This window comes from Enterobacter sp. BNK-13, from assembly GCF_048685015.1.
Lineage (GTDB): Bacteria > Pseudomonadota > Gammaproteobacteria > Enterobacterales > Enterobacteriaceae > Enterobacter > Enterobacter quasiroggenkampii.
The window spans coordinates 99,147-121,443 of the sequence record NZ_JBLQTP010000001.1; the positions used below are offsets into that span (position 1 = coordinate 99,147).

Annotated in this window: 24 protein-coding genes; 19 read left to right on the forward strand and 5 right to left on the reverse strand. The window is 57.7% G+C overall.

Annotated features, from left to right (window positions below):
* Window position 1: 1 nt before the first annotated feature.
* Window positions 2-346 (forward strand): gamma-glutamylcyclotransferase family protein, encoded by a 345-nt coding sequence (locus ACMGGQ_RS00490; RefSeq protein WP_014830431.1) that lies wholly within the window; start codon window positions 2-4, stop codon window positions 344-346.
* A gap of 54 nt (window positions 347-400) precedes the next feature.
* Here ACMGGQ_RS00490 and ppa read toward each other — a convergent pair whose 3' ends face one another.
* Window positions 401-931 carry an inorganic diphosphatase gene (gene ppa, locus ACMGGQ_RS00495; protein ID WP_008501423.1) on the reverse strand — a complete coding sequence of 177 codons (531 nt, stop codon included), beginning with the start codon at window positions 929-931 and terminating at the stop codon, window positions 401-403.
* A gap of 309 nt (window positions 932-1,240) precedes the next feature.
* Here ppa and ytfQ point away from each other — a divergent pair, with 309 nt between their 5' ends.
* The 5 genes from ytfQ to ACMGGQ_RS00520 all read left to right on the forward strand — a co-directional run bounded on the left by ytfQ (window position 1,241) and on the right by ACMGGQ_RS00520 (window position 7,521).
* Window positions 1,241-2,197: a galactofuranose ABC transporter substrate-binding protein YtfQ gene (gene ytfQ, locus ACMGGQ_RS00500; RefSeq protein WP_014882271.1), complete on the forward strand. Its 957-nt coding sequence runs from the start codon at window positions 1,241-1,243 to the stop codon at window positions 2,195-2,197.
* A gap of 132 nt (window positions 2,198-2,329) precedes the next feature.
* A complete protein-coding gene (gene ytfR, locus ACMGGQ_RS00505) occupies window positions 2,330-3,832 on the forward strand; it encodes a galactofuranose ABC transporter, ATP-binding protein YtfR (protein ID WP_420289445.1) in 1,503 nt (500 codons plus the stop codon).
* A 10-nt stretch (window positions 3,833-3,842) separates the two neighbouring features.
* The gene (gene ytfT, locus ACMGGQ_RS00510) at window positions 3,843-4,868 is read left to right on the forward strand and encodes a galactofuranose ABC transporter, ATP-binding protein YtfT (protein ID WP_420289446.1); all 1,026 of its coding nucleotides are present in this window, start codon (window positions 3,843-3,845) and stop codon (window positions 4,866-4,868) included.
* Window positions 4,855-5,856, forward strand: a complete 1,002-nt coding sequence (yjfF, locus tag ACMGGQ_RS00515) for a galactofuranose ABC transporter, permease protein YjfF (protein ID WP_021240694.1) — start codon at window positions 4,855-4,857, stop codon at window positions 5,854-5,856. The genes ytfT and yjfF overlap by 14 nt, the downstream gene beginning before the upstream one ends.
* A gap of 93 nt (window positions 5,857-5,949) precedes the next feature.
* The gene (locus ACMGGQ_RS00520) at window positions 5,950-7,521 is read left to right on the forward strand and encodes a methyl-accepting chemotaxis protein (RefSeq protein WP_048027919.1); all 1,572 of its coding nucleotides are present in this window, start codon (window positions 5,950-5,952) and stop codon (window positions 7,519-7,521) included.
* On the opposite strand, the gene ACMGGQ_RS00525 is transcribed toward ACMGGQ_RS00520, so the two are convergent.
* Together ACMGGQ_RS00525 and fbp are read right to left on the reverse strand one after the other, a co-directional pair.
* On the reverse strand, window positions 7,493-7,849 hold the full coding sequence (locus tag ACMGGQ_RS00525) for a helix-turn-helix domain-containing protein (protein WP_024907284.1): 357 nt from the start codon (window positions 7,847-7,849) through the stop codon (window positions 7,493-7,495). The genes ACMGGQ_RS00520 and ACMGGQ_RS00525 overlap by 29 nt on opposite strands.
* 150 nt (window positions 7,850-7,999) lie before the next feature.
* On the reverse strand, window positions 8,000-8,998 hold the full coding sequence (gene fbp, locus ACMGGQ_RS00530) for a class 1 fructose-bisphosphatase (protein ID WP_008501416.1): 999 nt from the start codon (window positions 8,996-8,998) through the stop codon (window positions 8,000-8,002).
* Between the two features lie 197 nt (window positions 8,999-9,195).
* On the opposite strand from fbp, the gene mpl reads away from it, so the two are divergent.
* A complete protein-coding gene (gene mpl, locus ACMGGQ_RS00535; protein ID WP_023345313.1) occupies window positions 9,196-10,575 on the forward strand; it encodes a UDP-N-acetylmuramate:L-alanyl-gamma-D-glutamyl-meso-diaminopimelate ligase in 1,380 nt (459 codons plus the stop codon).
* Window positions 10,576-10,652: 77 nt separating this feature from the next.
* On the opposite strand, the gene yjgA is transcribed toward mpl, so the two are convergent.
* Complete coding sequence (gene yjgA, locus ACMGGQ_RS00540; protein ID WP_008501414.1) at window positions 10,653-11,204, reverse strand: ribosome biogenesis factor YjgA; 552 nt, start codon at window positions 11,202-11,204, stop codon at window positions 10,653-10,655.
* A gap of 95 nt (window positions 11,205-11,299) precedes the next feature.
* Between yjgA and pmbA the strand changes: the two genes are divergently transcribed.
* Both pmbA and cybC read left to right on the forward strand, forming a co-directional pair.
* Window positions 11,300-12,652: a metalloprotease PmbA gene (gene pmbA / locus ACMGGQ_RS00545; RefSeq protein WP_032643854.1), complete on the forward strand. Its 1,353-nt coding sequence runs from the start codon at window positions 11,300-11,302 to the stop codon at window positions 12,650-12,652.
* A gap of 38 nt (window positions 12,653-12,690) precedes the next feature.
* Window positions 12,691-13,077, forward strand: a complete 387-nt coding sequence (gene cybC, locus ACMGGQ_RS00550; protein WP_008501412.1) for a cytochrome b562 — start codon at window positions 12,691-12,693, stop codon at window positions 13,075-13,077.
* Window positions 13,078-13,146: 69 nt separating this feature from the next.
* Here cybC and ACMGGQ_RS00555 read toward each other — a convergent pair whose 3' ends face one another.
* Window positions 13,147-13,302, reverse strand: a complete 156-nt coding sequence (locus ACMGGQ_RS00555) for a Hok/Gef family protein (RefSeq protein ID WP_072061332.1) — start codon at window positions 13,300-13,302, stop codon at window positions 13,147-13,149.
* Window positions 13,303-13,719: 417 nt separating this feature from the next.
* Between ACMGGQ_RS00555 and ACMGGQ_RS00560 the strand changes: the two genes are divergently transcribed.
* Genes ACMGGQ_RS00560 through ACMGGQ_RS00605 form a run of 10 tightly spaced genes read left to right on the forward strand, consistent with a single transcriptional unit; the run spans window position 13,720 to window position 22,294 of the window.
* Window positions 13,720-14,058, forward strand: a complete 339-nt coding sequence (locus ACMGGQ_RS00560) for a glycine dehydrogenase (protein ID WP_086374949.1) — start codon at window positions 13,720-13,722, stop codon at window positions 14,056-14,058.
* Between the two features lie 10 nt (window positions 14,059-14,068).
* Window positions 14,069-14,431, forward strand: a complete 363-nt coding sequence (locus ACMGGQ_RS00565) for an SFCGS family glycine-rich protein (protein ID WP_023293430.1) — start codon at window positions 14,069-14,071, stop codon at window positions 14,429-14,431.
* Window positions 14,432-14,433: 2 nt separating this feature from the next.
* Window positions 14,434-14,733, forward strand: coding sequence for a DUF4312 family protein (locus tag ACMGGQ_RS00570; protein ID WP_156262774.1), 300 nt, complete (start codon window positions 14,434-14,436; stop codon window positions 14,731-14,733).
* Window positions 14,734-14,755: 22 nt separating this feature from the next.
* Window positions 14,756-15,532 (forward strand): DUF4311 domain-containing protein, encoded by a 777-nt coding sequence (locus tag ACMGGQ_RS00575; RefSeq protein ID WP_008501408.1) that lies wholly within the window; start codon window positions 14,756-14,758, stop codon window positions 15,530-15,532.
* 13 nt (window positions 15,533-15,545) lie between these two features.
* Complete coding sequence (locus tag ACMGGQ_RS00580; RefSeq protein WP_003856081.1) at window positions 15,546-16,187, forward strand: DUF4310 family protein; 642 nt, start codon at window positions 15,546-15,548, stop codon at window positions 16,185-16,187.
* 42 nt (window positions 16,188-16,229) lie between these two features.
* Window positions 16,230-17,363, forward strand: a complete 1,134-nt coding sequence (locus ACMGGQ_RS00585) for an amidohydrolase/deacetylase family metallohydrolase (RefSeq protein WP_420289447.1) — start codon at window positions 16,230-16,232, stop codon at window positions 17,361-17,363.
* Entirely contained in the window at window positions 17,347-18,465 is a 1,119-nt protein-coding gene (locus ACMGGQ_RS00590; RefSeq protein WP_420289448.1) for a DgaE family pyridoxal phosphate-dependent ammonia lyase, read from the forward strand. Before ACMGGQ_RS00585 ends, ACMGGQ_RS00590 begins: the two co-directional genes overlap by 17 nt.
* Window positions 18,462-19,202, forward strand: a complete 741-nt coding sequence (dagF, locus tag ACMGGQ_RS00595; protein WP_420289449.1) for a 2-dehydro-3-deoxy-phosphogluconate aldolase — start codon at window positions 18,462-18,464, stop codon at window positions 19,200-19,202. Before ACMGGQ_RS00590 ends, dagF begins: the two co-directional genes overlap by 4 nt.
* A gap of 25 nt (window positions 19,203-19,227) precedes the next feature.
* A complete protein-coding gene (locus ACMGGQ_RS00600; protein ID WP_420289450.1) occupies window positions 19,228-20,364 on the forward strand; it encodes a lactonase family protein in 1,137 nt (378 codons plus the stop codon).
* Window positions 20,365-20,383: 19 nt separating this feature from the next.
* The gene (locus tag ACMGGQ_RS00605) at window positions 20,384-22,294 is read left to right on the forward strand and encodes a BglG family transcription antiterminator (RefSeq protein WP_420289451.1); all 1,911 of its coding nucleotides are present in this window, start codon (window positions 20,384-20,386) and stop codon (window positions 22,292-22,294) included.
* The last annotated feature ends 3 nt before the right edge of the window (window positions 22,295-22,297 follow it).

The following is a 22,297-nucleotide window of genomic DNA, read 5'->3' on the forward strand; positions in this document are numbered from 1 at the left end:
AATGCGAATATTTGTCTACGGCAGTTTACGAACCAAGCAAGGCAACAGTCACTGGATGACCAATGCCCTGCTGCTGGGGAATTACAATATCGAGAACTACCAGTTGTACAGCCTGGGCCACTATCCAGGCGCGGTTCCCGGCGAAGGAACAGTACAGGGTGAAGTTTATCGTATTGATAACGCGACACTTGCCGAACTTGATGCCTTGCGCACCAGGGGCGGTGAATACGCGCGCCAGTTGATCCAGACGCCGTACGGAAGTGCGTGGATGTATGTCTACCAGCGTCCGGTCGAAGGGTTAACGCGGATTGTAAGCGGTAACTGGTTAGACAGAGACCAGTACTGAAAAAAAACAACGCCACCGTGAGGTGGCGTTGTTTTTTGTGTCTGGCAGTAAGAATTACTTCTTAGCAGCGCGTTCGAAAGAGGCGATGATTTCCGCTTTCGCTGCTTCTGCGTTGTCCCAGCCGTCAACTTTAACCCACTTGCCTTTTTCGAGGTCTTTGTAGTGCTCGAAGAAGTGAGTGATCTGCGCTTTCAGCAGTTCTGGCAGGTCGTTCACATCTTTGATGTGATCGTACTCTTTGCTCAGCTTGGTGTGCGGTACCGCAACCAGCTTCGCATCTTCACCAGATTCGTCGGTCATTTTCAGCACGCCAACGGGACGGCAGCGAATCACTGCGCCTGGCTGCAGTGGGTATGGTGTTGGGACCAGCACGTCAACCGGGTCACCGTCCAGAGACAGGGTGTGGTTGATGTAACCGTAGTTGCACGGATAGAACATCGCGGTAGACATGAAACGGTCTACGAACAGGGCGCCGCTCTCTTTGTCCACTTCGTATTTGATCGGATCTGCGTTAGCCGGGATTTCGATAACTACGTAGATGTCTTCTGGCAGTTCTTTACCTGCTGGGACGTTGAGTAAGCTCATGTCGGTGTCCTTTAAAATGGATGGTAAACAAGTGGCAGGTATTATAGCCAACTCGCGCTGAATGTCTCCGCCTGTTTTCGCCTTCTCTCCACGTTATTCCCACTTTTCAGACCGATTCCATGACAGAAAAATCCATAAACTCAGCCGCATTTTTCATGGAGAAATGAAAGCGATTACAAACTTGTGATTAACGTTTTATTCACTTTTCTGAAGTGTGATGTAACGCAATTCGTTACATATTTCATGGGCTATAGTCATTCCGCAGAACATCTTTTAACCAACAATAACTCACCCTACGAGGACGTTCATATGTGGAAGCGCTTACTCTTGGTCACAGCCGTTTCGGCAGCCATGTCGTCTATGGCGATGGCCGCTCCCTTAACCGTAGGTTTTTCGCAAGTCGGCTCTGAATCTGGCTGGCGAGCGGCAGAAACCAACGTGGCGAAAAGCGAAGCTCAGAAACGCGGCATTACCCTGAAAATCGCCGATGGTCAGCAAAAACAAGAGAATCAGATTAAAGCCGTGCGCTCCTTTATCGCCCAGGGCGTGGATGCCATCTTTATTGCCCCCGTCGTGGCGACCGGCTGGGAACCCGTCCTGAAGGAAGCGAAAGACGCTGAGATCCCGGTCTTCCTGCTCGATCGTTCCATCGACGTCAAAGACAAATCTCTATATATGACCACCGTGACGGCCAATAACGTGCTGGAAGGGCAGTTAATTGGTGACTGGCTGGTAAAACAGGTCGACGGCAAGCCGTGTAACGTCGTTGAGCTGCAGGGTACCGTCGGGGCGAGCGTGGCTATCGACCGTAAAAAAGGCTTTGCTGAAGCCATCGCGAAAGCGCCAAACATCAAGATTATCCGCTCTCAGTCCGGCGACTTTACCCGCAGCAAAGGTAAAGAGGTCATGGAGAGCTTCATTAAGGCTGAAAACAACGGCAAGAACATCTGCATGGTTTACGCCCACAACGATGACATGGTGATCGGTGCGATTCAGGCCATTAAAGAAGCGGGTCTGAAGCCGGGCAAAGATATCCTCACCGGCTCTATCGACGGCGTGCCGGACATCTACAAAGCGATGATCGACGGCGAAGCCAACGCCAGTGTGGAGCTGACGCCAAACATGGCGGGCCCGGCATTCGACGCGCTGGAGAAATTCAAGAAAGACGGCACGATGCCTGAGAAAGTGACGGTCACCAAGTCCACGCTCTACCTGCCTGATACGGCGAAAGAAGAGTTAGAGAAGAAGAAAAATATGGGCTACTAAGACCCGCGCCCCTCACCCCAGCCCTCTCCCCGGAGGGGAGAGGGAGAAAGGCAGGGCGGAGCTGGATATTAACAATTGGCACGATCAATCCCCTCTCCCCTCCGGGGAGAGGGTCAGGGTGAGGGGGAAACCATGACCAATGAACAACACCAGGAAATCCTCCGCACAGAGGGCTTGAGTAAATTCTTTCCCGGCGTAAAGGCGCTGGATAATGTTGATTTCAGCCTGCGGCGCGGGGAGATCATGGCGCTGCTGGGCGAAAACGGCGCGGGAAAATCGACGCTGATTAAATCCCTGACCGGTGTTTATCACGCTGACCGCGGCACCATCTGGCTGGAAGGCAACGCCATTTCACCCAAAAACACCGCCCATGCCCAGCAGCTGGGGATCGGGACGGTCTATCAGGAAGTGAACCTGCTGCCGAATATGTCGGTGGCGGATAACCTGTTTATTGGCCGTGAGCCACGACGCTTTGGCCTGCTGCGCCGTAAAGAGATGGAGGCGCGGGCGACAAAGCTGATGGAATCCTACGGCTTCTCCCTCGACGTCCGCGAGCCGCTGAACCGCTTTTCCGTGGCGATGCAGCAGATCGTCGCCATTTGTCGCGCGATCGATCTCTCCGCAAAGGTGCTGATCCTCGACGAACCCACCGCCAGCCTCGATACCCAGGAGGTGGAGATGCTCTTTACCCTGATGCGCCAGCTGCGCGATCAGGGCGTCAGCCTGATCTTCGTTACCCACTTCCTCGATCAGGTGTATGAGGTAAGCGACCGCATTACGGTGCTTCGCAACGGCAGCTTTGTCGGCTGCCGTGAAACCCGTGAGCTGCCGCAGATCGAGCTGGTCAAAATGATGCTGGGCCGCGAGCTGGAGACCAACGCCCTTCAGCGCGCGGGCCGCACGCTGCTGAGCGAGAAGCCGGTCGCCGCGTTCAGCGATTACGGTAAAAAAGGGGTCATCTCGCCGTTTAACCTTGAGGTGCGGCCTGGCGAAATTGTCGGGCTGGCGGGCCTGTTAGGCTCGGGTCGAACCGAGACCGCCGAGGTGATCTTCGGGATCAAGCCCGCCGACAGCGGCAGCGCGCTGATCAAGGGCAAACCGCAAACCCTGCGATCGCCGCATCAGGCCTCCTGTCTCGGCGTCGGCTTCTGCCCGGAGGACCGGAAAACGGACGGCATTATTGCCGCGGCCTCGGTGCGGGAAAATATCATTCTGGCGCTACAGGCCCAGCGCGGCTGGCTGCGGCCGATCCCTCGCAAAGAGCAGAACGCCATTGCCGAACGCTTTATCCGCCAGCTCGGCATTCGCACCCCGAGCGCGGAACAGCCCATTGAATTTCTCTCCGGCGGTAACCAGCAGAAAGTGCTGCTGTCGCGCTGGCTGCTGACCAAACCCCAGTTCCTGATCCTCGACGAACCGACCCGCGGCATTGACGTGGGGGCGCACGCCGAAATTATCCGGCTTATCGAGACCCTGTGCGCTGACGGTCTGGCGCTGCTGGTCATTTCGTCCGAGCTGGAAGAGCTGGTGGGTTATGCCGATCGCGTCATCATTATGCGCGATCGTAAACAGGTGGCAGAGATCCCGCTGGATAAGCTGTCCGTTCCGGCGATCATGAATGCCATCGCGGCATAAGGAGTGAATCGTGATGTCCCGTTCGCTTTCGCAAACCGGTGAGTCAAAGCGCCGCTTCAACTGGCCGACCGGCACGCCGCAAATCGCGGCGCTGCTGGTGGTGCTGCTGGTTGATAGCCTGGTTGCCCCGCATTTCTTCCAGATCATCGTGCAGGATGGCCGCCTGTTTGGCAGCCCGATAGACATTTTAAACCGTGCCGCGCCCGTGGTGCTGCTGGCCATCGGGATGACGCTGGTGATTGCCACCGGCGGGATTGACCTCTCCGTCGGCGCGGTGATGGCTATCGCCGGGGCCACGGCTGCCTCCATGACCGTGGCCGGGCACAGCCTGCCGGTGGTCCTGCTGGCAGCCTTAGGTACCGGCGTGCTGGCCGGGTTATGGAACGGCATTCTGGTGGCGGTGCTGAAAATCCAGCCCTTTGTCGCCACGCTGATTTTAATGGTGGCCGGGCGCGGCGTCGCGCAGCTGATTACCTCCGGCCAGATTGTTACTTTCAACTCACCGAGCCTGGCGTGGCTCGGCAGCGGCAACCTTCTGTTCTTCCCGACGCCGGTGATTATTGCCCTGGTGACGTTAGTGGTGTTCTGGCTTTTCACCCGCAAAACGGCACTGGGCATGTTCATTGAGGCCGTCGGGATCAACATCCGCGCCGCGCGCAACGCCGGGGTCAACACGCGGCTGATGGTGATGCTGACCTACGTGCTGAGCGGTATCTGCGCTGCCATCGCCGGGGTGATCGTCGCGGCGGATATCCGCGGAGCCGATGCCAACAACGCCGGGCTCTGGCTGGAGCTGGATGCGATCCTGGCGGTGGTCATCGGCGGCGGGTCGCTGATGGGCGGACGCTTTAACCTGCTGCTCTCGGTGATCGGCGCGCTGATTATTCAGGGCATGAACACCGGGATCCTGCTCTCCGGTTTCCAGCCGGAACTCAACCAGGTGGTGAAAGCGGTGGTCGTGCTCTGCGTGCTGATCGTCCAGTCGCCGCGCTTTGTCAGCATCATTAAGGGGATTCGTGGCCATGATAAAACGTAATTTACCGCTAATGATCACGCTGGGCGTGTTTGTGCTGGGCTACCTCTACTGTCTGACGCAGTTCCCCGGCTTTGCCTCGACGCGCGTGATCTGCAATATCCTGACCGATAACGCCTTTTTAGGCATCATCGCCGTCGGCATGACCTTTGTGATCCTCTCCGGCGGGATCGACCTCTCCGTCGGCTCGGTGATCGCGTTTACGGGCGTGTTCCTCGCAAAGGCGATCGGCTTCTGGGGCATCTCACCGCTGGTGGCGTTTCCGCTGGTGCTGGTGATGGGCTGCGCGTTTGGCGCCTTTATGGGGCTGCTGATCGACGCGTTAAAGATTCCGGCGTTTATTATTACCCTCGCGGGAATGTTCTTCCTCCGTGGGGTGAGCTACCTGGTGTCGGAAGAGTCGATTCCAATTAACCATCCGGTGTATGACACGCTCTCCAGCCTGGCGTGGAAGATCCCCGGCGGCGGCCGCCTGAGCGCGATGGGGCTGCTGATGCTGGGCGTGGTCGTCATTGGCATCTTCCTTGCTCACCGTACCCGGTTTGGTAATCAGGTTTACGCCATTGGCGGCAACGCCACGTCGGCCAACCTGATGGGGATCTCGACCCGCAGCACCACCATCCGCATCTATATGCTCTCGACCGGCCTGGCGACGCTGGCGGGTATCGTCTTCTCGGTATACACCCAGGCGGGCTATGCCCTCGCAGGCGTGGGCGTTGAGTTGGATGCGATTGCTTCTGTGGTCATCGGCGGCACGCTGCTCAGCGGCGGCGTGGGGACGGTGCTGGGGACGCTGTTCGGCGTGGCGATTCAGGGGCTGATCCAGACCTATATCAACTTTGACGGCACGCTCAGCTCCTGGTGGACGAAGATCGCCATCGGCATTCTGCTGTTTATTTTTATTGCCCTGCAGCGCGGCCTGACGGTGCTCTGGGAGAATCGTCAAAGCTCGCCTGTTACCCGTGTAAACACATCGGTAACAGAGCGATAACACGCTGAATTTGCTTAAAGTCTAAACATTTTCCGGTAGCGGCCGATACTCTTTTTTTATGCCCAGAAATATCTCGCTACCGGAAATAATATCATGCTGAAAACGCTATCGATTCGTACCGGCTTGCTCTCTTTACTGGCCGTTATGACCCTTCTGCTGCTGATTGTCAGCGGCATTGGCATTTATGCCCTCACACAGAGTTCTTCTTCGCTGCAGCGTATTAATCACCTTCAGGGTGAGCAAATGGTGCAGCTTAATTCAGGCTATACGCTGATCCTGCGCGCGCGCAATGAAGCGGGGCAGGCCGTCCGCATGATGGAAATCGGCATGCTGGATGATGCGGCCAACGCGGTAAAAAACATCAACCAGGAAGTCGCCCTGGCCCAGAAAACGCTGAAGGGCGTGATCGACGGCGGCGTGGCTGACGAGCAGGGGCAACAGCTGCTCAATAAGGTGGCGGCCAGTCTGGGGGCGTATACCCAGCAGGGGATCAACCCGATGCTGAAAACCCTCAATGACCAGAGCGCGGACGGGTATTACGATCTGCTGGAGAAGACGCTGATCCCGCTGGCGTCAACGTTCGATAATGACATGCAGGCGTTTCAGAAATGGAGCGAAGCGCGAGGTCTGGCGGAAGTGAGTGCCGTGCAGGCCAGCAAAACCCGCGTCCTGATCCTGATTATCGTGGCGGCGCTGCTGACGGCGGGCATTATTGTGCTGGCCTGGCTGGCGCTGCGCCATATGCTGCTCAAGCCGCTCTCGGCGTCGATTGCTCAACTGGAGAATGTGGCAGCGGGCGATTTAACCCATACGCTGGCTGCGCCCGCGAGCCAGGAGTTTAACCGCCTTAACGCGGTCATTGAGGAGATGCGTCAGTCGCTGATGAACTCGGTTCTGCGGGTACGCGATGCCAGCGCGCAGATTGACACCGGCAGCCGCGAGCTGACGCTGGGAAACCGCGATCTCGCCGAGCGTACGGAATCCACTGCCACGTCGCTGGAGCAGACGGCGGCCAGCATGGAACAGATCACCGCCACGGTGAAACTCAACGCCGATAACGCCGAGCAGGCGCACCAGCTGGCGAAGTCGGTGTCCGACACGGCCGATCACGGCAGTGAAATGGTCTGCTACGTGATTGAAAAAATGCGCGATATCTCCGGCAGCTCGGCGCGTATCGCTGACATCCTGAGCGTCATCGACGGCATTGCCTTCCAGACCAATATTCTGGCGCTTAACGCCTCCGTGGAAGCGGCGCGTGCGGGCGAGCAGGGGCGCGGGTTTGCCGTCGTCGCGGGCGAGGTGCGCAACCTTGCCAGCCGCAGCGCCGACGCGGCGAAAGAGATTCGAACGCTTATCGGCGACTCGCAGACCCACGTTAACGAGGGCAGCGAGCTGGCCCAGCAGGCTGGCGAAACGATGGACGAGATCGCAACCGAAGTGCTGCGTATGACCAAACTGATGCGTGAGATTGCGACCGCGTCTCATGAGCAGAGCCGCGGCATTGAGCAGGTGAATATTGCGGTGAACCAGATGGACGAAACCGCGCAGCAGAATGCGGCGCTGGTGCAGCAATCCTCTGCCGCGACCCGCTCCCTTGAGGAGCAGTCGCGTCAGCTGATGGAAGCCATGTCATCATTCAAAGTGACGACTCAGAACGCGGCATAATATTACCCAGCCCCGGTACGTTCTGTGCCGGGGTTTTATTCCTTCCGGAATTAAGCGCCCCGATATTATCGTGAATTTCACCCATTAATATTTCCAGCGAGCTGGTTAAGGCTAACGCTTTTTCAGTCGGTTCAAGATATAAACCTTTACGGAAAAATAACGGCTCATCAAAGAGTTGATTAAAACGCTTTAATGCCAGACTCACCGCAGGACGGGACATCTCCAGACGCAAAGAGGCCTTTGCCATGCTGCCGCAGCGGACGATTTCAATAAATACAGGGATAAGATTTAAATCAATGCCGGTATTAGCACGGGAATAATTTTTCATTGCGATTCTGCTCCACGAAATATCTGTCAAACTGTTATGGAAATAATGCAGGAGCAGTGGCGAAGATTAAAGCATGTTTTTTATAAACACTTATACGGTAAAATATATAAATGACAAGGGGAGCCGGATCGGCTCCCCTGAAGAGAGGGATTATGCGTCCGGGTACTCACGGATGAAACGTTCTACATCTTCAACCATGTGGTTGTTGCCGACGAAGAATGAACGGCGCTGGTGAAGGCTTTCCGGCACGATCTCCAGAATACGCTCTTTACCGTCGCTCGCCTTGCCACCCGCCTGTTCGGCCAGGAACGCCATCGGGTTGCATTCGTACAGCAGACGCAGTTTCCCGTCCGGGTGGCTGGCGGTGCTTGGGTAGAGGTAGATGCCGCCTTTCAGCAGGTTACGGTGGAAATCCGCGACCAGGGAGCCAATATAGCGGGACGTGTAAGGGCGCTGCGTCGCTTTATCTTCTTCCTGGCAGAATTTGATGTACTTCTTCACGCCGTTCGGGAAGCGGATGTAGTTGCCTTCGTTGATGGAGTAGGTGTTACCCTTCTCCGGGAAGCGCATGCGTTCCTGGCTCAGACAGAAAACGCCCAGGGAAGGATCGTACGTAAAGGCGTGTACGCCGCACCCGGTGGTGTACACCAGCATGGTGGAAGAGCCATAAACCACGTAACCAGCAGCAACCTGATTAATGCCCGGCTGCAGGAAATCTTCTTCGGTCACCGGCGTGCCAACAGGCGTGACGCGGCGGTAGATGGAGAAAATGGTACCGACAGAAACGTTAACGTCGATGTTGGAGGAGCCGTCGAGCGGATCCATCAGAACAACGTATTTCGCGTGTTCACACCCTTCGAAAACAACAATTTCATCTTCTTCTTCGGAGGCGATACCCGCAACGATGTCGCGCGCGCGCAGTGCAGCTTTCAGTTTTTCATTTGCGAACAGATCGAGTTTCTGCTGAACCTCGCCCTGAACGTTCTCGGCACCGCTGGCACCCAGGATATCGACCAGACCGGCCTTGTTGATATCACGGTGGATGATCTTAGCGCCCAGCTTTATTGCCGACAGCAAAGCAGTGAGTTCACCGGTAGCATGAGAGAACTCGTGCTGCTTTTCGACAATAAATTCACCTAACGTTTTCATAACACTTTCCCTGCATCTTTGTGAGTAGAGCGATTGTATGTTCACTAAAACGACTAAAGCCCAACAATCTTAACAAATATTCAAATAGTAGCGCAGAGGTGAATCGCGCCAGCAGGATACGGATTTTCCTGAAATGCGTTTCACACCCGCTGACATGTGAGTAAAATGTGCGCCACATTGAAGAAGGATAGTGACGTATGCGCATTCATATATTGGGGATTTGTGGCACTTTCATGGGCGGACTGGCAATGCTGGCGCGCTCGCTGGGCCATGAGGTGACAGGTTCGGACGCCAATGTGTATCCGCCAATGAGCACACTTCTGGAGAAACAGGGCATCGCTTTAATTCAGGGCTACGATGCCAGCCAGCTGGATCCTGAGCCGGATCTGGTGATCATTGGCAACGCCATGACCCGCGGTAACCCTTGCGTTGAGGCGGTACTGGAACGCAATATCCCGTTCATGTCCGGTCCGCAGTGGCTGCATGACTTCGTCCTGCGTGACCGCTGGGTGGTTGCCGTTGCCGGTACACACGGCAAAACGACTACCGCGGGCATGGCGACCTGGATCCTCGAAGCCTGCGGCTATAAGCCGGGCTTCGTCATCGGCGGCGTACCGGGCAACTTTGACGTTTCTGCGCGCCTGGGGGACAGCCCGTTCTTTGTGATCGAAGCCGACGAGTATGACTGCGCGTTCTTCGACAAGCGCTCTAAGTTCGTGCATTACTGCCCGCGCACGCTGATCCTCAATAATCTTGAGTTTGACCACGCGGATATTTTTGACGACCTGAAGGCCATTCAGAAACAGTTCCACCACCTGGTGCGCATTGTTCCAGGCCAGGGCCGCATCATCCTGCCGGAAAACGACATTAACCTGAAGCAGACCCTGGCAATGGGCTGCTGGAGCGAGCAGGAGCTGGTGGGCGAGCAGGGCCACTGGCAGGCGAAGAAACTCAATGCCGATGCCTCCGAGTGGGAAGTGCTGCTCGACGGTGAAAAGGTGGGTGAGGTGAAGTGGGGCCTGGTGGGCGAACACAATATGCACAACGGCCTGATGGCGATTGCTGCAGCGCGTCACGTGGGCGTTCAGCCTGCGGATGCGGCGAATGCGCTGGGCTCGTTTATCAATGCCCGCCGCCGTCTGGAACTGCGCGGTGAAGCCCACGGCGTCACCGTGTATGACGATTTCGCGCACCACCCAACGGCCATTCTGGCCACGCTTGCCGCCCTGCGTGGCAAAGTTGGCGGTACCGCGCGCATTCTGGCGGTGCTGGAACCACGCTCGAACACCATGAAGATGGGCATCTGCAAAGACGATCTCGCGCCGTCGTTAGGACGTGCCGATGAAGTCTTCCTGCTGCAGCCGCAGCATATTCCGTGGCAGGTCGCGGAAGTGGCCGATGCCTGCATTCAGCCGGCACACTGGAGTGCAGATGTGGATGCGCTCGCGGATATGGTGGTGAAAGCCGCTCAGCCTGGCGACCATATTCTGGTGATGAGCAACGGCGGTTTTGGTGGGATCCATCAGAAGCTGCTGGACGGGCTGGCGAAGAAAGCGGAAGCGGCCGCCGAGGCGTAAAAAAAAGCCCGGTGGCGCTTGCGCTTACCGGGCCTACGTTCTTTTCCCCCTCGCCCCTCCGGGGTGAGGGGAACGGATTACTCTTCGTTCTCAGACAGCTCGCGCAGATACTGGAAAATCAGGCGCGCAGACTTCGGCGGCTTATTCCCTTCTTTCTCTTTCTTCGCGTTGCGGATCAAGGAACGCAGCTGCTGGCGGTCGGCATCTGGCCACAGGTTCAGCACTTCTGGTACGGCGTCATCACCCTGTTCAATCAGACGATCGCGGATCTGCTCCAGCTTGTGGAACAGCGCAACCTGCTGGTTGTGGCGGTTTTTCAGCTTGTCCAGCGCCTGGCGGATCGGATCAACATCGCGCTGACGCAGCATTTTCCCGATAAGCTGAAGCTGGCGACGACGGCCTTCTTTTTTGATTTTCTGTGCCAGTTCAATGGCATCGCGCAGATCCTGGTCGAGCGGGATCTTATCCAGCGCGTTTTTACCCAGTTCTACCATTTCCGCGCCAAGCTGTTTTAACTCTTCGGCGTCACGTTTAATTTCACTTTTACTGACCCAGATGATCTCATCATCTTCGTCTTCGATGTCATCACCGGGAACGTCGTCGAGCCAGTCTTCGGGCTGCTTAGTCATGTCAGGCTCCTTAAAAAAAGAGGCTAATGTTACCAGTTAAGACGCGCACTGAAAAACGGTTCTCTGTTAGACTTCAGTTAACTCTCTCTTACAGTATGGCATTTGCGATGAAAGTAACCTCACAAGTTGAAGCGCAGCGTAAGATTCTGGAAGAAGCCGTCTCCACCGCGCTGATGCTTGCTTCAGAAAAATCAGATGGCGCCGAAGTGGCGGTCAGCAAAACCACCGGCATTAGCGTGAGCACCCGCTATGGCGAAGTGGAGAATGTCGAATTCAACAGCGACGGCGCGCTGGGTATCACGGTATACCACCAGAATCGCAAAGGCAGTGCGTCATCCACCGATCTCAGTCCGGATGCCATCGCCCGTACGGTGCAGGCCGCGCTGGATATCGCCCGCTACACCTCGCCGGATCCTTACGCCGGCGTCGCAGATAAAGACCTGCTGGCGTTTGATGCGCCGGATCTCGATCTGTTCCACCCGGCGGAAGTGACCCCGGACGAAGCCATTGAACTGGCTGCCCGCGCCGAGCAGGCTTCCCTGCAGGCCGACAAGCGCATTACCAATACCGAAGGCGGCAGCTTCAACAGCCACTACGGCATCAAAGTCTTTGGCAACAGCCACGGCATGCTGCAGGGCTATTGCTCTACCCGCCACTCGCTCTCCAGCTGCGTCATCGCCGAAGAGAACGGTGACATGGAGCGCGACTACGCCTACACCATTGGCCGCGCGCTGGGGGATTTGCAGTCTCCTGAGTGGGTGGGCAAAGAGTGCGCCGAACGCACGCTGTCTCGCCTGTCGCCGCGTAAACTCTCCACCATGAAAGCGCCGGTGATTTTTGCCAATGAAGTGGCGACCGGTCTGTTTGGCCATCTGGTGGGCGCGATTGCGGGCGGCTCCGTTTACCGTAAATCAACCTTCCTGCTCGACTCGCTGGGCAAGCAGATCCTGCCGGAATGGCTGACTATCGAAGAGCATCCGCACCTGCTGAAAGGGCTGGCCTCCACGCCGTTCGACAGCGAAGGCGTGCGTACCGAACGTCGTGACATCGTCAAAGACGGCGTGCTGACCCAGTGGCTGCTGACCAACTACTCTGCGCGTAAGCTGGGGCTGAAAAGCACCGGACACGCGGGCGGCATTCACAACTGGCGCATTGCCGGGCAGGGCCTCAACTTTGAGCAGATGCTGAAGGAGATGGGCACCGGTCTGGTGGTGACCGAGCTGATGGGTCAGGGCGTCAGCGGCATCACTGGAGACTACTCTCGCGGTGCGGCGGGCTTCTGGGTGGAAAACGGTGAAATCCAGTATCCGGTGAGCGAAATTACCATCGCTGGCAATCTGAAGGATATGTGGCGCAATATCGTTACGGTCGGTAACGATATTGAAACACGCAGCAATATACAGTGTGGTTCTGTATTACTTCCGGAAATGAAAATCGCCGGACAATAGAGATAGCGTTTTGTTAATAATAAAAAAGGAAGTGAGCAATGCGTAAACATCTGTTAGCGATCGTCGCAGCTTCAACGCTGGTTCTTGGCTCTTCTGCGTTTGCTGCCGATCTTGAAGACGACATGGGCATCCTCGGTCAAAACCTGAAGGTGGTGCAGAAAACCGACAATGCCGCGGAAATGAAAGACGCGCTGACCAAAATGCGTGAAGCGGCGCTGGACGCCCAAAAAGCGACGCCGCCGAAGCTGGAAAGCAAAGCGGCAGACAGTGCAGAGATGAAAGACTACCGCCACGGCTTTGACGTGCTGGTCGGCCAGATCGACGGCGCGCTGAAGCTCGCTAACGAAGGCAAAGTGAAAGAAGCCCAGGCGGCGGCCGAGCAGTTTGTGACCACGCGCAATACGTACCACAAAAAGTATCGTTAATTGGGTGCCTGAGCTGTACGTCCTTCCCCGTATGCGGAGGCGCATGACGCGCCCCCGCATCCTTGCTCCCTACTGGCCGGAGCGACAATCCATCCGCGCTGTCACTTCAAGCGAGCCGTTTCGAAAACGGATTTCGCACAGTGTTTTCCTCGTCACCAGCGTTAAGATGATTATTGTCAAAGCAATAATCATCAAAACCCCGATACTTGGGTTTCTGCGTTTCATGGATGCCTCCTTGCTTTAAAGCGGGCGAGGTAGCGAACTCCACGGTCGTGACGTGTCGTTTCGAGCCCCCGCCCTGATTTTCTATCAGGCGGGGCTTTCCACTTTCCGTCCCATGCCTGAGACGGTCAGTCTCAAGCACCCGCCGCCACTCTACCCAATCCCCATAAGAAAACCTTATCCACGTCACATTTCTACGAGCCTGCTCGGAATCTTTTCCACTCTGCTTACCCGTTCGTTCCCGCGTAATAGCGTGATATTCATCACGTGAATACATCGATTTATCCAGATTCGGCGCATTTATGTGGCACAGATCACTGCTGCGGCTCGCCTTTCCACTTCGAAGTGGAAAACAACTCGCTACAAACCCTTCCCTCCCACCGTTAGTTTTAATCCAGAGCCATTAACGGGGTAAGACCAGTGATTAACGGAGCGGTAATGAACGACGTTGGGGAACAGGCGGTGCAAACAGATCAACTCGCAAACACCATGCTGCAGCAGGTCTATGCCCTGCTGGCCCGGAACAACATCATCCCCAATGCAGTACAGGAGCAGATGCTCACCTCCCACGTGCGCGCCATGGCGCACCGGTCCGTGACCGGCGAGCCGCTGCCGGAGGTTGAAGCAGAGCTGTTTGACGAAATTTCACCGGATTCAATGCGGCTTGCCCGTGAAGTGGTCGCGCAGTTTGGCAACCTTCCTGATGAAGAAGCCTGGCTGCTCTCCGTTCACTTTGAAGTCGCAAAAGACAACCTTTAAGGAGCAACACATGGAACAGATTACAGTCGTGATTGGCGATCGCCTGGGTAAAGGTCAGAAAGTGGCTGCCGGTGTGGAAAAAGCAGGTGGACGCGCGGTTGTCGTACCGGGCATGGCGGCAGACATGAAGCTGGGCGACGTAATGAAAGCGGAAAACGCCACTTTCGGCATCTCTTTCTGCGGCAGCGGCGGCGCGGGTGCCATCACCGCCCAGACCAAGTATGGCTACAAAGCCAAATACGGCATGCGTTCCGTGGAAGAGGGCGTGACCGCCATCAACGAAGGCTGCAACGTGCTGGGCTTTGGCTTTATGGATAAAGAAGAGCTTGGCGAGCGTCTGGTACAGGCGTGGCAGAAGAAATACGGCGCATAAGCATGAAAGAACAGTTCACAACCACGGTGAGAGTGAAGGGGAAGGGCGACGCCAAAGCGCGCGCCTTTGCCGACGCGCTCAACCACGTTCAGGCCGCGGTGATGAAAGCCTCACCGCATATCTTACTGCGTATTGAGCCACAGGATGTGCAGATCGTTCAGGCGCAAGAAGCGGTGCGTAAAGAAGCGTTTCTGTTCTTCTTTCTGCGCCGGGAAAGACGCACCTACAGCGTGGAGCTGGATGTGACCGTCAACGTGACAGCCATCAATCTCGACCAGGTGGATTTCGTCACGCAACGCTGATTATTCATAAAAGGGCAGACTGATGTTCTTAATTATATTAATAAAATCGCTCATCATTGGCGGCCTGGTTGGCGTCGGTGTGGGCGCCGGGGCTGCACGCATGTTTCATGCGCCTACCACTCAGGGTATGGGCGCGTTTCGTACGTTGGGGGAACTGAACTCCTGTGAAGGGGATCCGGCGTCCCACTTCTCCTTTGGGTTAGGCTTCTTCTTTAACGCCTGGGCCTCTTCCGTGGCCGCAGGGGCTTTCACACAGGACGTTGACCACCGCATCATCCCGAACTGGGGTGCTGCCGCGCTGATGATCAAAAACCGTAACGTCGGCGAAACGCTGCACGATCCGCGCAAAATGGCGATTGCCTGCGGCGTGATCGGCATGATCGTCGTGACCTTCCTTAACCTGACCGCCTCCTCCGTTCCCGCAGCGCTTCAGGTCACCGCCGTGAAGGTGCTGGTGCCGGCGGCAAACCTGCTGGTGAACACCGTGATGCCGGTGATCTTCTGGCTGGCGGCCATCGATGCGGGTAAAAAATCGGGCTTCTGGGCCACCATCTTCGGCGGCGCGGCGCAGCTGATTATGGGCAACGCCGTACCGGGCCTGGTGCTGGGGATCCTGATCGGGAAAGGCGTGGAAGAGAGCGGCTGGAACCACGTCACCAAAGTGATGATGGCGGCTATCGTCCTGCTCTTCGTGCTGAGCGGCTTCTTCCGCGGTTTCGACATGAAGATGATCGAATCCTTCCATCTGACCGTGCCGAACTGGCTCGATATGATCCACAACTCGCTCAGCGGTAAATAACAGGAGCCTCTAAATGGAACAGAATAAAGGTTTTTGGTATGCCGACTGGTCGTTCCCGATCTTCGTTGGCCTGCTCTCCTCCGGCGTGTTTGCCGGGACGCACATGTACTACCTCTACGGCATCGGCGCGTTTAACGAAGTGGCCTTCGTGGCGATGCTGAAAGCGGGTATTGATACCGGCGTTTACGGCGCGGTGGCGGCGTTTGGCGCGAGCTTCCTGTTCGCCCGTATTATCGAAGGGTCGCTGGTCGGTATTCTCGACATCGGCGGGGCGATCCAGACCGGCGTAGGCCTCGGCGTACCGGCGCTGCTGCTGGGCGCGGGGATCATGTTCCCGGTGACCAACTTCATTGCTTCGCTGATCACCGGCCTGGTGATTGGTCTGGCGATTGGCTACGTCATCATCCTGGCGCGTAAGTTCACCATCAACCAGAGCAACTCCACCTACGGCGCAGACGTGATGATGGGCGCGGGCAACGCCTCCGGCCGCTTCCTCGGGCCGTTGATTATCCTGAGCGCCATGACCGCCTCCATTCCAATCGGCGTCGGCTCGCTGGTGGGCGCGCTGCTGTTCTACATCTGGCAGAAGCCGATTACCGGTGGCGCTATCCTCGGCGCGATGATTCTGGGCTGGCTGTTCCCGGTTGCCCTTTAATACCCGCGGGCGCGCTGGCGCCCGCCTTATCAGGAGATCCTCATGTTTGATTTACTCCTGCGCCGTGCGCGCCTCACCGACGATACCCTGACCGATATCGCCATTCAGGACGGGAAAATCGCGGCGCTGGGCGAGATTAACGCGCCCGCGCATAAAACGGTTGAGCTGAACGGTGAAGTGTTCGTCAGCGCAGGCTGGATTGACTCCCACGTACACTGCTACCCGAACTCCCCGATTTACCACGACGAACCCGACAGCGTGGGCGTTGCCACCGGCGTCACCACCGTAGTGGACGCGGGCAGCACCGGCGCCGACGACGTGGATGATTTCTATGAGATCACCCGCAAGGCCTCCACCGAGGTTTTTGCTCTGCTGAACATCTCCCGCGTGGGGCTGATTGCCCAGAACGAGCTGGCCAATATGGCCAATGTTGATGCCGACGCGGTGAAGCAGGCGGTGAAGCGCCACCCTGATTTTATCGTCGGCCTGAAGGCGCGCATGAGCAGCAGCGTGGTCGGTGACAACGGCATCACGCCGCTGGAGCGCGCGAAAGCGATTCAGAAAGAGAACGGCGACCTGCCGCTGATGGTCCACATCGGCAACAACCCGCCAAATCTCGACGAAATCGCCGAACTCCTGAGTTCGGGCGACATCATTACCCACTGTTATAACGGCAAGCCTAACCGCATTCTGACGCCCTCGGGCGAGCTGCGCGCCTCCATATCCTCTGCCCTGAAGCGCGGCGTGCGTCTGGATGTGGGGCACGGCACGGCGAGCTTTAGCTTTGAGGTGGCAAAACGCGCTATCGCGATGGGCATTCTGCCGCACACCATCAGCTCAGATATCTACTGCCGCAACCGCATCAACGGCCCGGTGGGCTCGCTGGCAAGCGTGATGTCGAAGTTTCTCGCCATCGGCATGTCATTGCCGCAGGTGATTGACTGCGTCACGGCGAACGCCGCCGACGGCCTGCGCCTGACGCGCAAGGGCCGCATTCAACCGGGTCTCGACGCCGACCTGACGCTATTCCTCCTCAAACGTCAGCCGACGGTGCTGACGGATGCCGAAAATGACAGCCTGCAGGCTGAACACATTCTGGTGCCGCTTGCCGCGATCCGCGCGGGCAAGGGCTACATGACCGAACAAGGGAGCACGGAAAATGCCTTCGATTTATGAGAAGTACCATTTAAAGCAGGTTATCAACACCTCTGGCCGCATGACGGCGCTGGGCGTCTCTACGCCGCGCCCGGAGGTGGTGCAGGCGGCGATGGACGGCATGAATCACTATTTCGAGATGAAGGATCTGGTCAATAAAACCGGGGAGTACATCGCGAAGCTGCTGAATGTGGAAGGGGCGACGGTCGTCTCCTGCGCGTCGGCGGGCATTGCCCAGTCCGTGGCGGCGGTGCTGGTCAAAGACAGCGACTGGCTGCTGGAAAATCTGCACGTTACCCCAATTGAGAACAACGAAATCGTCCTGCCGAAAGGCCACAACGTGAACTTTGGCGCGCCGGTGGGCACCATGGTCGCGCTGGGCGGCGGCAGGCTGGTGGAGGCTGGCTACGCCAACGAATGTTCCGCCGATCAGCTGGCGGCGGCGATCACCCCGCGCACGGCGGCGATCCTCTATATCAAATCTCACCACTGCGTGCAGAAAAGCATGCTCAGCGTCGAGCAGGCGGCCGTTGTTGCGCGTAAACACGACTTGCCGCTCATCGTCGATGCCGCGGCGGAAGAAGATCTGCATGTTTACTACCGCTCCGGCGCGGACCTGGTGATCTACAGCGGCGCGAAGGCGATCGAAGGCCCAACCAGCGGGCTGGTGATCGGCAAAACCCAGCACGTTGAGTGGGTCAAACGCCAGACGGCGGGCATTGGCCGTGCCATGAAGGTGGGTAAAGAGGGCATTCTTGGCCTGACCTGCGCCATCGAACACTATCTGACGGCCACCAAAGAGAGCGGCGCCGAGATGGTGGCGAAAATGACGCCGTTTATCGAGGCGCTCAACACCCTGAACGGTGTGACCGCGCGCGTGGTCTGGGACAGCGCCGGACGCGACATCGCCCGCACCGAGATTAAATTTGACGAAGCCACCACCGGCGTCGGCACGGGTGACCTGGTGGCGAAGCTGAAGCAGGGCGAATACGCCATTTACTTCCGTGGCTACAAGGCCAACGAAGGGATTATCGAAGCGGATGTGCGCAGCGTGAATGCTGATCAGCTGAACATCGTGTACCGCCGCATTAGCGAAGTGTTAGGACAGGAGAAAAACGCATGAAACTGACCCCCAACTTTTACCGTGACCGCGTCTGTCTGAACGTGCTGGCAGGGTCGAAAGCCAACGCCAGCGCCATCTACGAGGCGGCGGAAGGTCATGTGCTGGTGGGCGTGCTCTCCAAAAATTACCCGGACGTGGCCAGCGCGGTAGCGGATATGCGCGAGTACGCGGCGCTGATTGATAACGCGCTCTCCGTTGGGCTGGGCGCGGGCGACCCGAACCAGTCGGCGATGGTGAGCGAGATCTCCCGTCAGGTGCAGCCGCAGCACGTCAACCAGGTCTTTACCGGCGTGGCTACCAGCCGCGCGCTGCTGGGGCAGAACGAGTCCGTGGTCAACGGTCTGGTCTCCCCGACCGGCACCGTCGGGATGGTTAAAATCTCCACCGGCCCGCTGAGCAGCGCAGCGCCGGACGGCATCGTGCCGGTTGAAACGGCGATTGCCCTGCTGAAAGATTTCGGCGGCAGCTCTATCAAATACTTCCCGATGGGCGGCCTGAAGTGCCGTGACGAGTACAAAGCGGTGGCGGAAGCCTGCGCCCGTCACGACTTCTGGCTGGAGCCGACCGGAGGTATCGATCTGGAAAACTATGAGGAGATCCTGCAGATCGCCCTCGACGCGGGCGTGAGCAAAATCATCCCGCATATCTACAGCTCGATTATCGACAAAGCCAGCGGTGATACGCGTCCGGAAGATGTGCGTATCCTGCTGGCGATGACGAAGAAGCTGGTGAAGTAGAACTCACATCTATACAGGAGCCACCATGCACACCCGTACCTTGCTTGTCGCTTCACTCTCGATGCTCGCCACCGCCGCTGTCGCCCAGACGCAATATGCCTGGGTGGGTACCTATAATCCGAACGGTGAAGGGTTGTACCGTTTTACTGTTAACCCGCAAACCGGCGCGCTGAACGATAAAACGCTGGTGAGCAAACTGCCGAATGCGGCGCAGTTGACCCTTTCACAGGACGGCAAAACGCTGTATCTGGCAAGTGAAGTGGAGCAGGGCGTGGTGCAGGCGCTGCGCGTCGGCGATAACGGTGAGCTGAGCGAGCTCAATCAGGTGGCCTCCGGCGGTGCCGGGCCGGTGTACCTCTCCCTGACGCCGAACGGCCAGCATCTGCTGGTGGCGAACTATGTCAGCGGCTCAATTGCCGTTTTACCCGTCAACGCAGACGGCAGCCTGGGTGAAGCCACGGACAAACATCAGGATCAAGGCGAACCGGGCGCGGTGAAGCCCGAAGCTGCTGCGGAGGGCAGTTTCGCGATCAGCGATCATAACGGCCCCCATGCGCACATGATCGCCGCCGATCCGAGCGGGAAATACGTGTTTTCCACCGATCTTGGGCTGGATCGCATCTATCAGTACCGTTTTGACGATCGGACAGGAAAGCTGACGCCGAACGATCCACCCTTTATCAGCGCCTCCTCGAAAGGCGCCGGGCCGCGCCACTTTGTCTTTACGCCGAAGGGCGATGCCCTGTGGCTGATTAACGAAGAGGCGTCTACGCTCACCCGGTATACCGTGAACGCCAACGGCACCCTGAAAGAGGATAAAACGGTTTCTGCCCTGCCGGAAGGTTACAAAGGCACCAGCTTTGCTGCCGGGCTCGCATTAAGCGCCGATGGCAGGCAGCTGTACGTGGCTAACCGTTTGCATAACAGCATCGGGCACTTTACCGTAACAGCAGAGGGCACGCTGACGCATCAGGATGACGTGTGGACGCGTGGTGATTATCCCCGCACCCTGACGCTCGATAAGCAGGGACGCTGGCTGTACGTCATGAACCAGCGCAGCGACAACATTACCCGTTTCCGCGTGGCGCAGGACGGGAAATTGAGCTTCGAACCGGACTATACCCCGGTCGGCAGCCCATCCCAGATGGTCATTTCACCTTAAGCTGTTAGAGGACAACGACGTGCGATTTCCGAACCAACGTTTAGCGCAACTTTTCGATCTGTTGCAAAACGAGACGCTGCCGCAGGACGAGCTGGCGCAGCGGCTGTCGGTCTCCACGCGAACCGTCCGTGCGGATATCACCGCCCTGAACGCGCTGCTGGCCAGCCACGGCGCGCAGTTTATCCTGAGCCGGGGCAACGGCTACCAGCTCAAAATTGAGGATGCCGAGCGCTATCAGCAGCTTCAGGCATCCCACCCGCGCGCGCTGCGTATCCCACGGACCGGGCCGGAGCGCGTGCACTATCTGGTGGTGCGTTTTCTCACCTCGGCGTTTTCGCTTAAGCTCGAGGATCTGGCGGACGAGTGGTTCGTCAGCCGCGCCACGCTGCAAAGCGACATGGCGGAGGTACGCGAGTGGTTTCATCGTTACAATCTGACGCTGGAAACCCGTCCGCGCCATGGGATGAAGCTGTTTGGCAGCGAGATGTCGACCCGCGCGTGCCTGACCGATCTGCTCTGGGAGCTGGCGCAGCAGGACAGCCTGAACCCGCTGGTGACCGACGTGGCGCTGAATGCGGGCGTGGCGGAGCGGATGGTGCCGGTGCTGCACGACGCCTTGACGCGTCACCACATTCGCCTGACTGATGAAGGCGAGCTGTTCCTGCGCCTGTACTGCGCGGTGTCGGTACGTCGCATCAGCGAAGGTTATCCGCTGCCGGAATTCCATGCCGAAGACGTGGAAGAGAACGTGCGCGAGGCGGCGAAGGATATCGCGGTGACCATCCAGCAGCTGGCGGGCAAAACGCTTTCGCCGTCGGAGGAGAGCTGGCTGTGCGTGCACATTGCGGCGCGGCAGATCCAGGAGATCGCGCCCAGCGCGATTAATGCCGATGACGATGAAGCGCTGGTCAACTACATCCTGCGCTACATCAACACCCACTATAACTACAACCTGCTTAGTGACGCGCAGCTGCACGCGGATCTGCTGACGCATATTAAAACCATGATCACCCGCGTGCGGTATCAAATCATGATCCCCAATCCGCTGCTGGATAACATCAAGCAGCACTACCCGATGGCGTGGGACATGACGCTGGCCGCGGTGTCGAGCTGGGGCAAATACACGCCGTATGTGATCAGCGAAAACGAGATTGGTTTCCTGGTACTGCATATTGGCGTCGGGCTGGAGCGCCACTACAACATTGGCTACCAGCGTCAGCCGCGCGTGCTGCTGGTATGCGACGCCGGTAACGCGATGGTGCGCATGATTGAGGCGGTGCTGCAGCGTAAATACCCGCAGATTGAGGTGACGCGCACGCTCACCCTGCGCGAGTACGAGTTGGCGGAATCGATTGGCGAAGACTTTGTGATCGCCACCGCCCGCGTCAGCGAAAAGTCAAAACCGGTGGTGATGATCGCCCCGTTCCCGACCGACTATCAGTTAGAACAGATTGGCAAACTGGTGCTGGTGGACCGCACCCGCCCGTGGATGCTGGATAAATACTTCGACGCGGCCCACTTCCGCATTATCGACAAGCCGATCGATCAGCAGACGCTGTTCCGCGAGCTGTGTGAACAGCTTGAGGCCGAAGGCTTTGTTGGCGCGGAGTTTCTGGATTCGGTTGTTGAGCGTGAAGCTATCGTCAGTACCATGCTCGGCGACGGCATCGCGCTGCCGCACTCCCTCGGCCTGCTGGCGCAGAAAACGGTGGTCTACACCGTGCTGGCCCCGCACGGCGTGCAGTGGGGCGACGAAACCGCGCACGTCATCTTCCTGCTTGCCATCAGCAAAAGCGAATACGAAGAGGCGATGGCGATTTACGATATCTTCGTCACCTTCCTGCGCGAGCGGGCGATGTCACGGCTCTGTAGCTGCGAGGATTTTGCCGGGTTTAAGGCGGTGGCGATGGAGAGTTTGAGTCGTTTTTGAGAT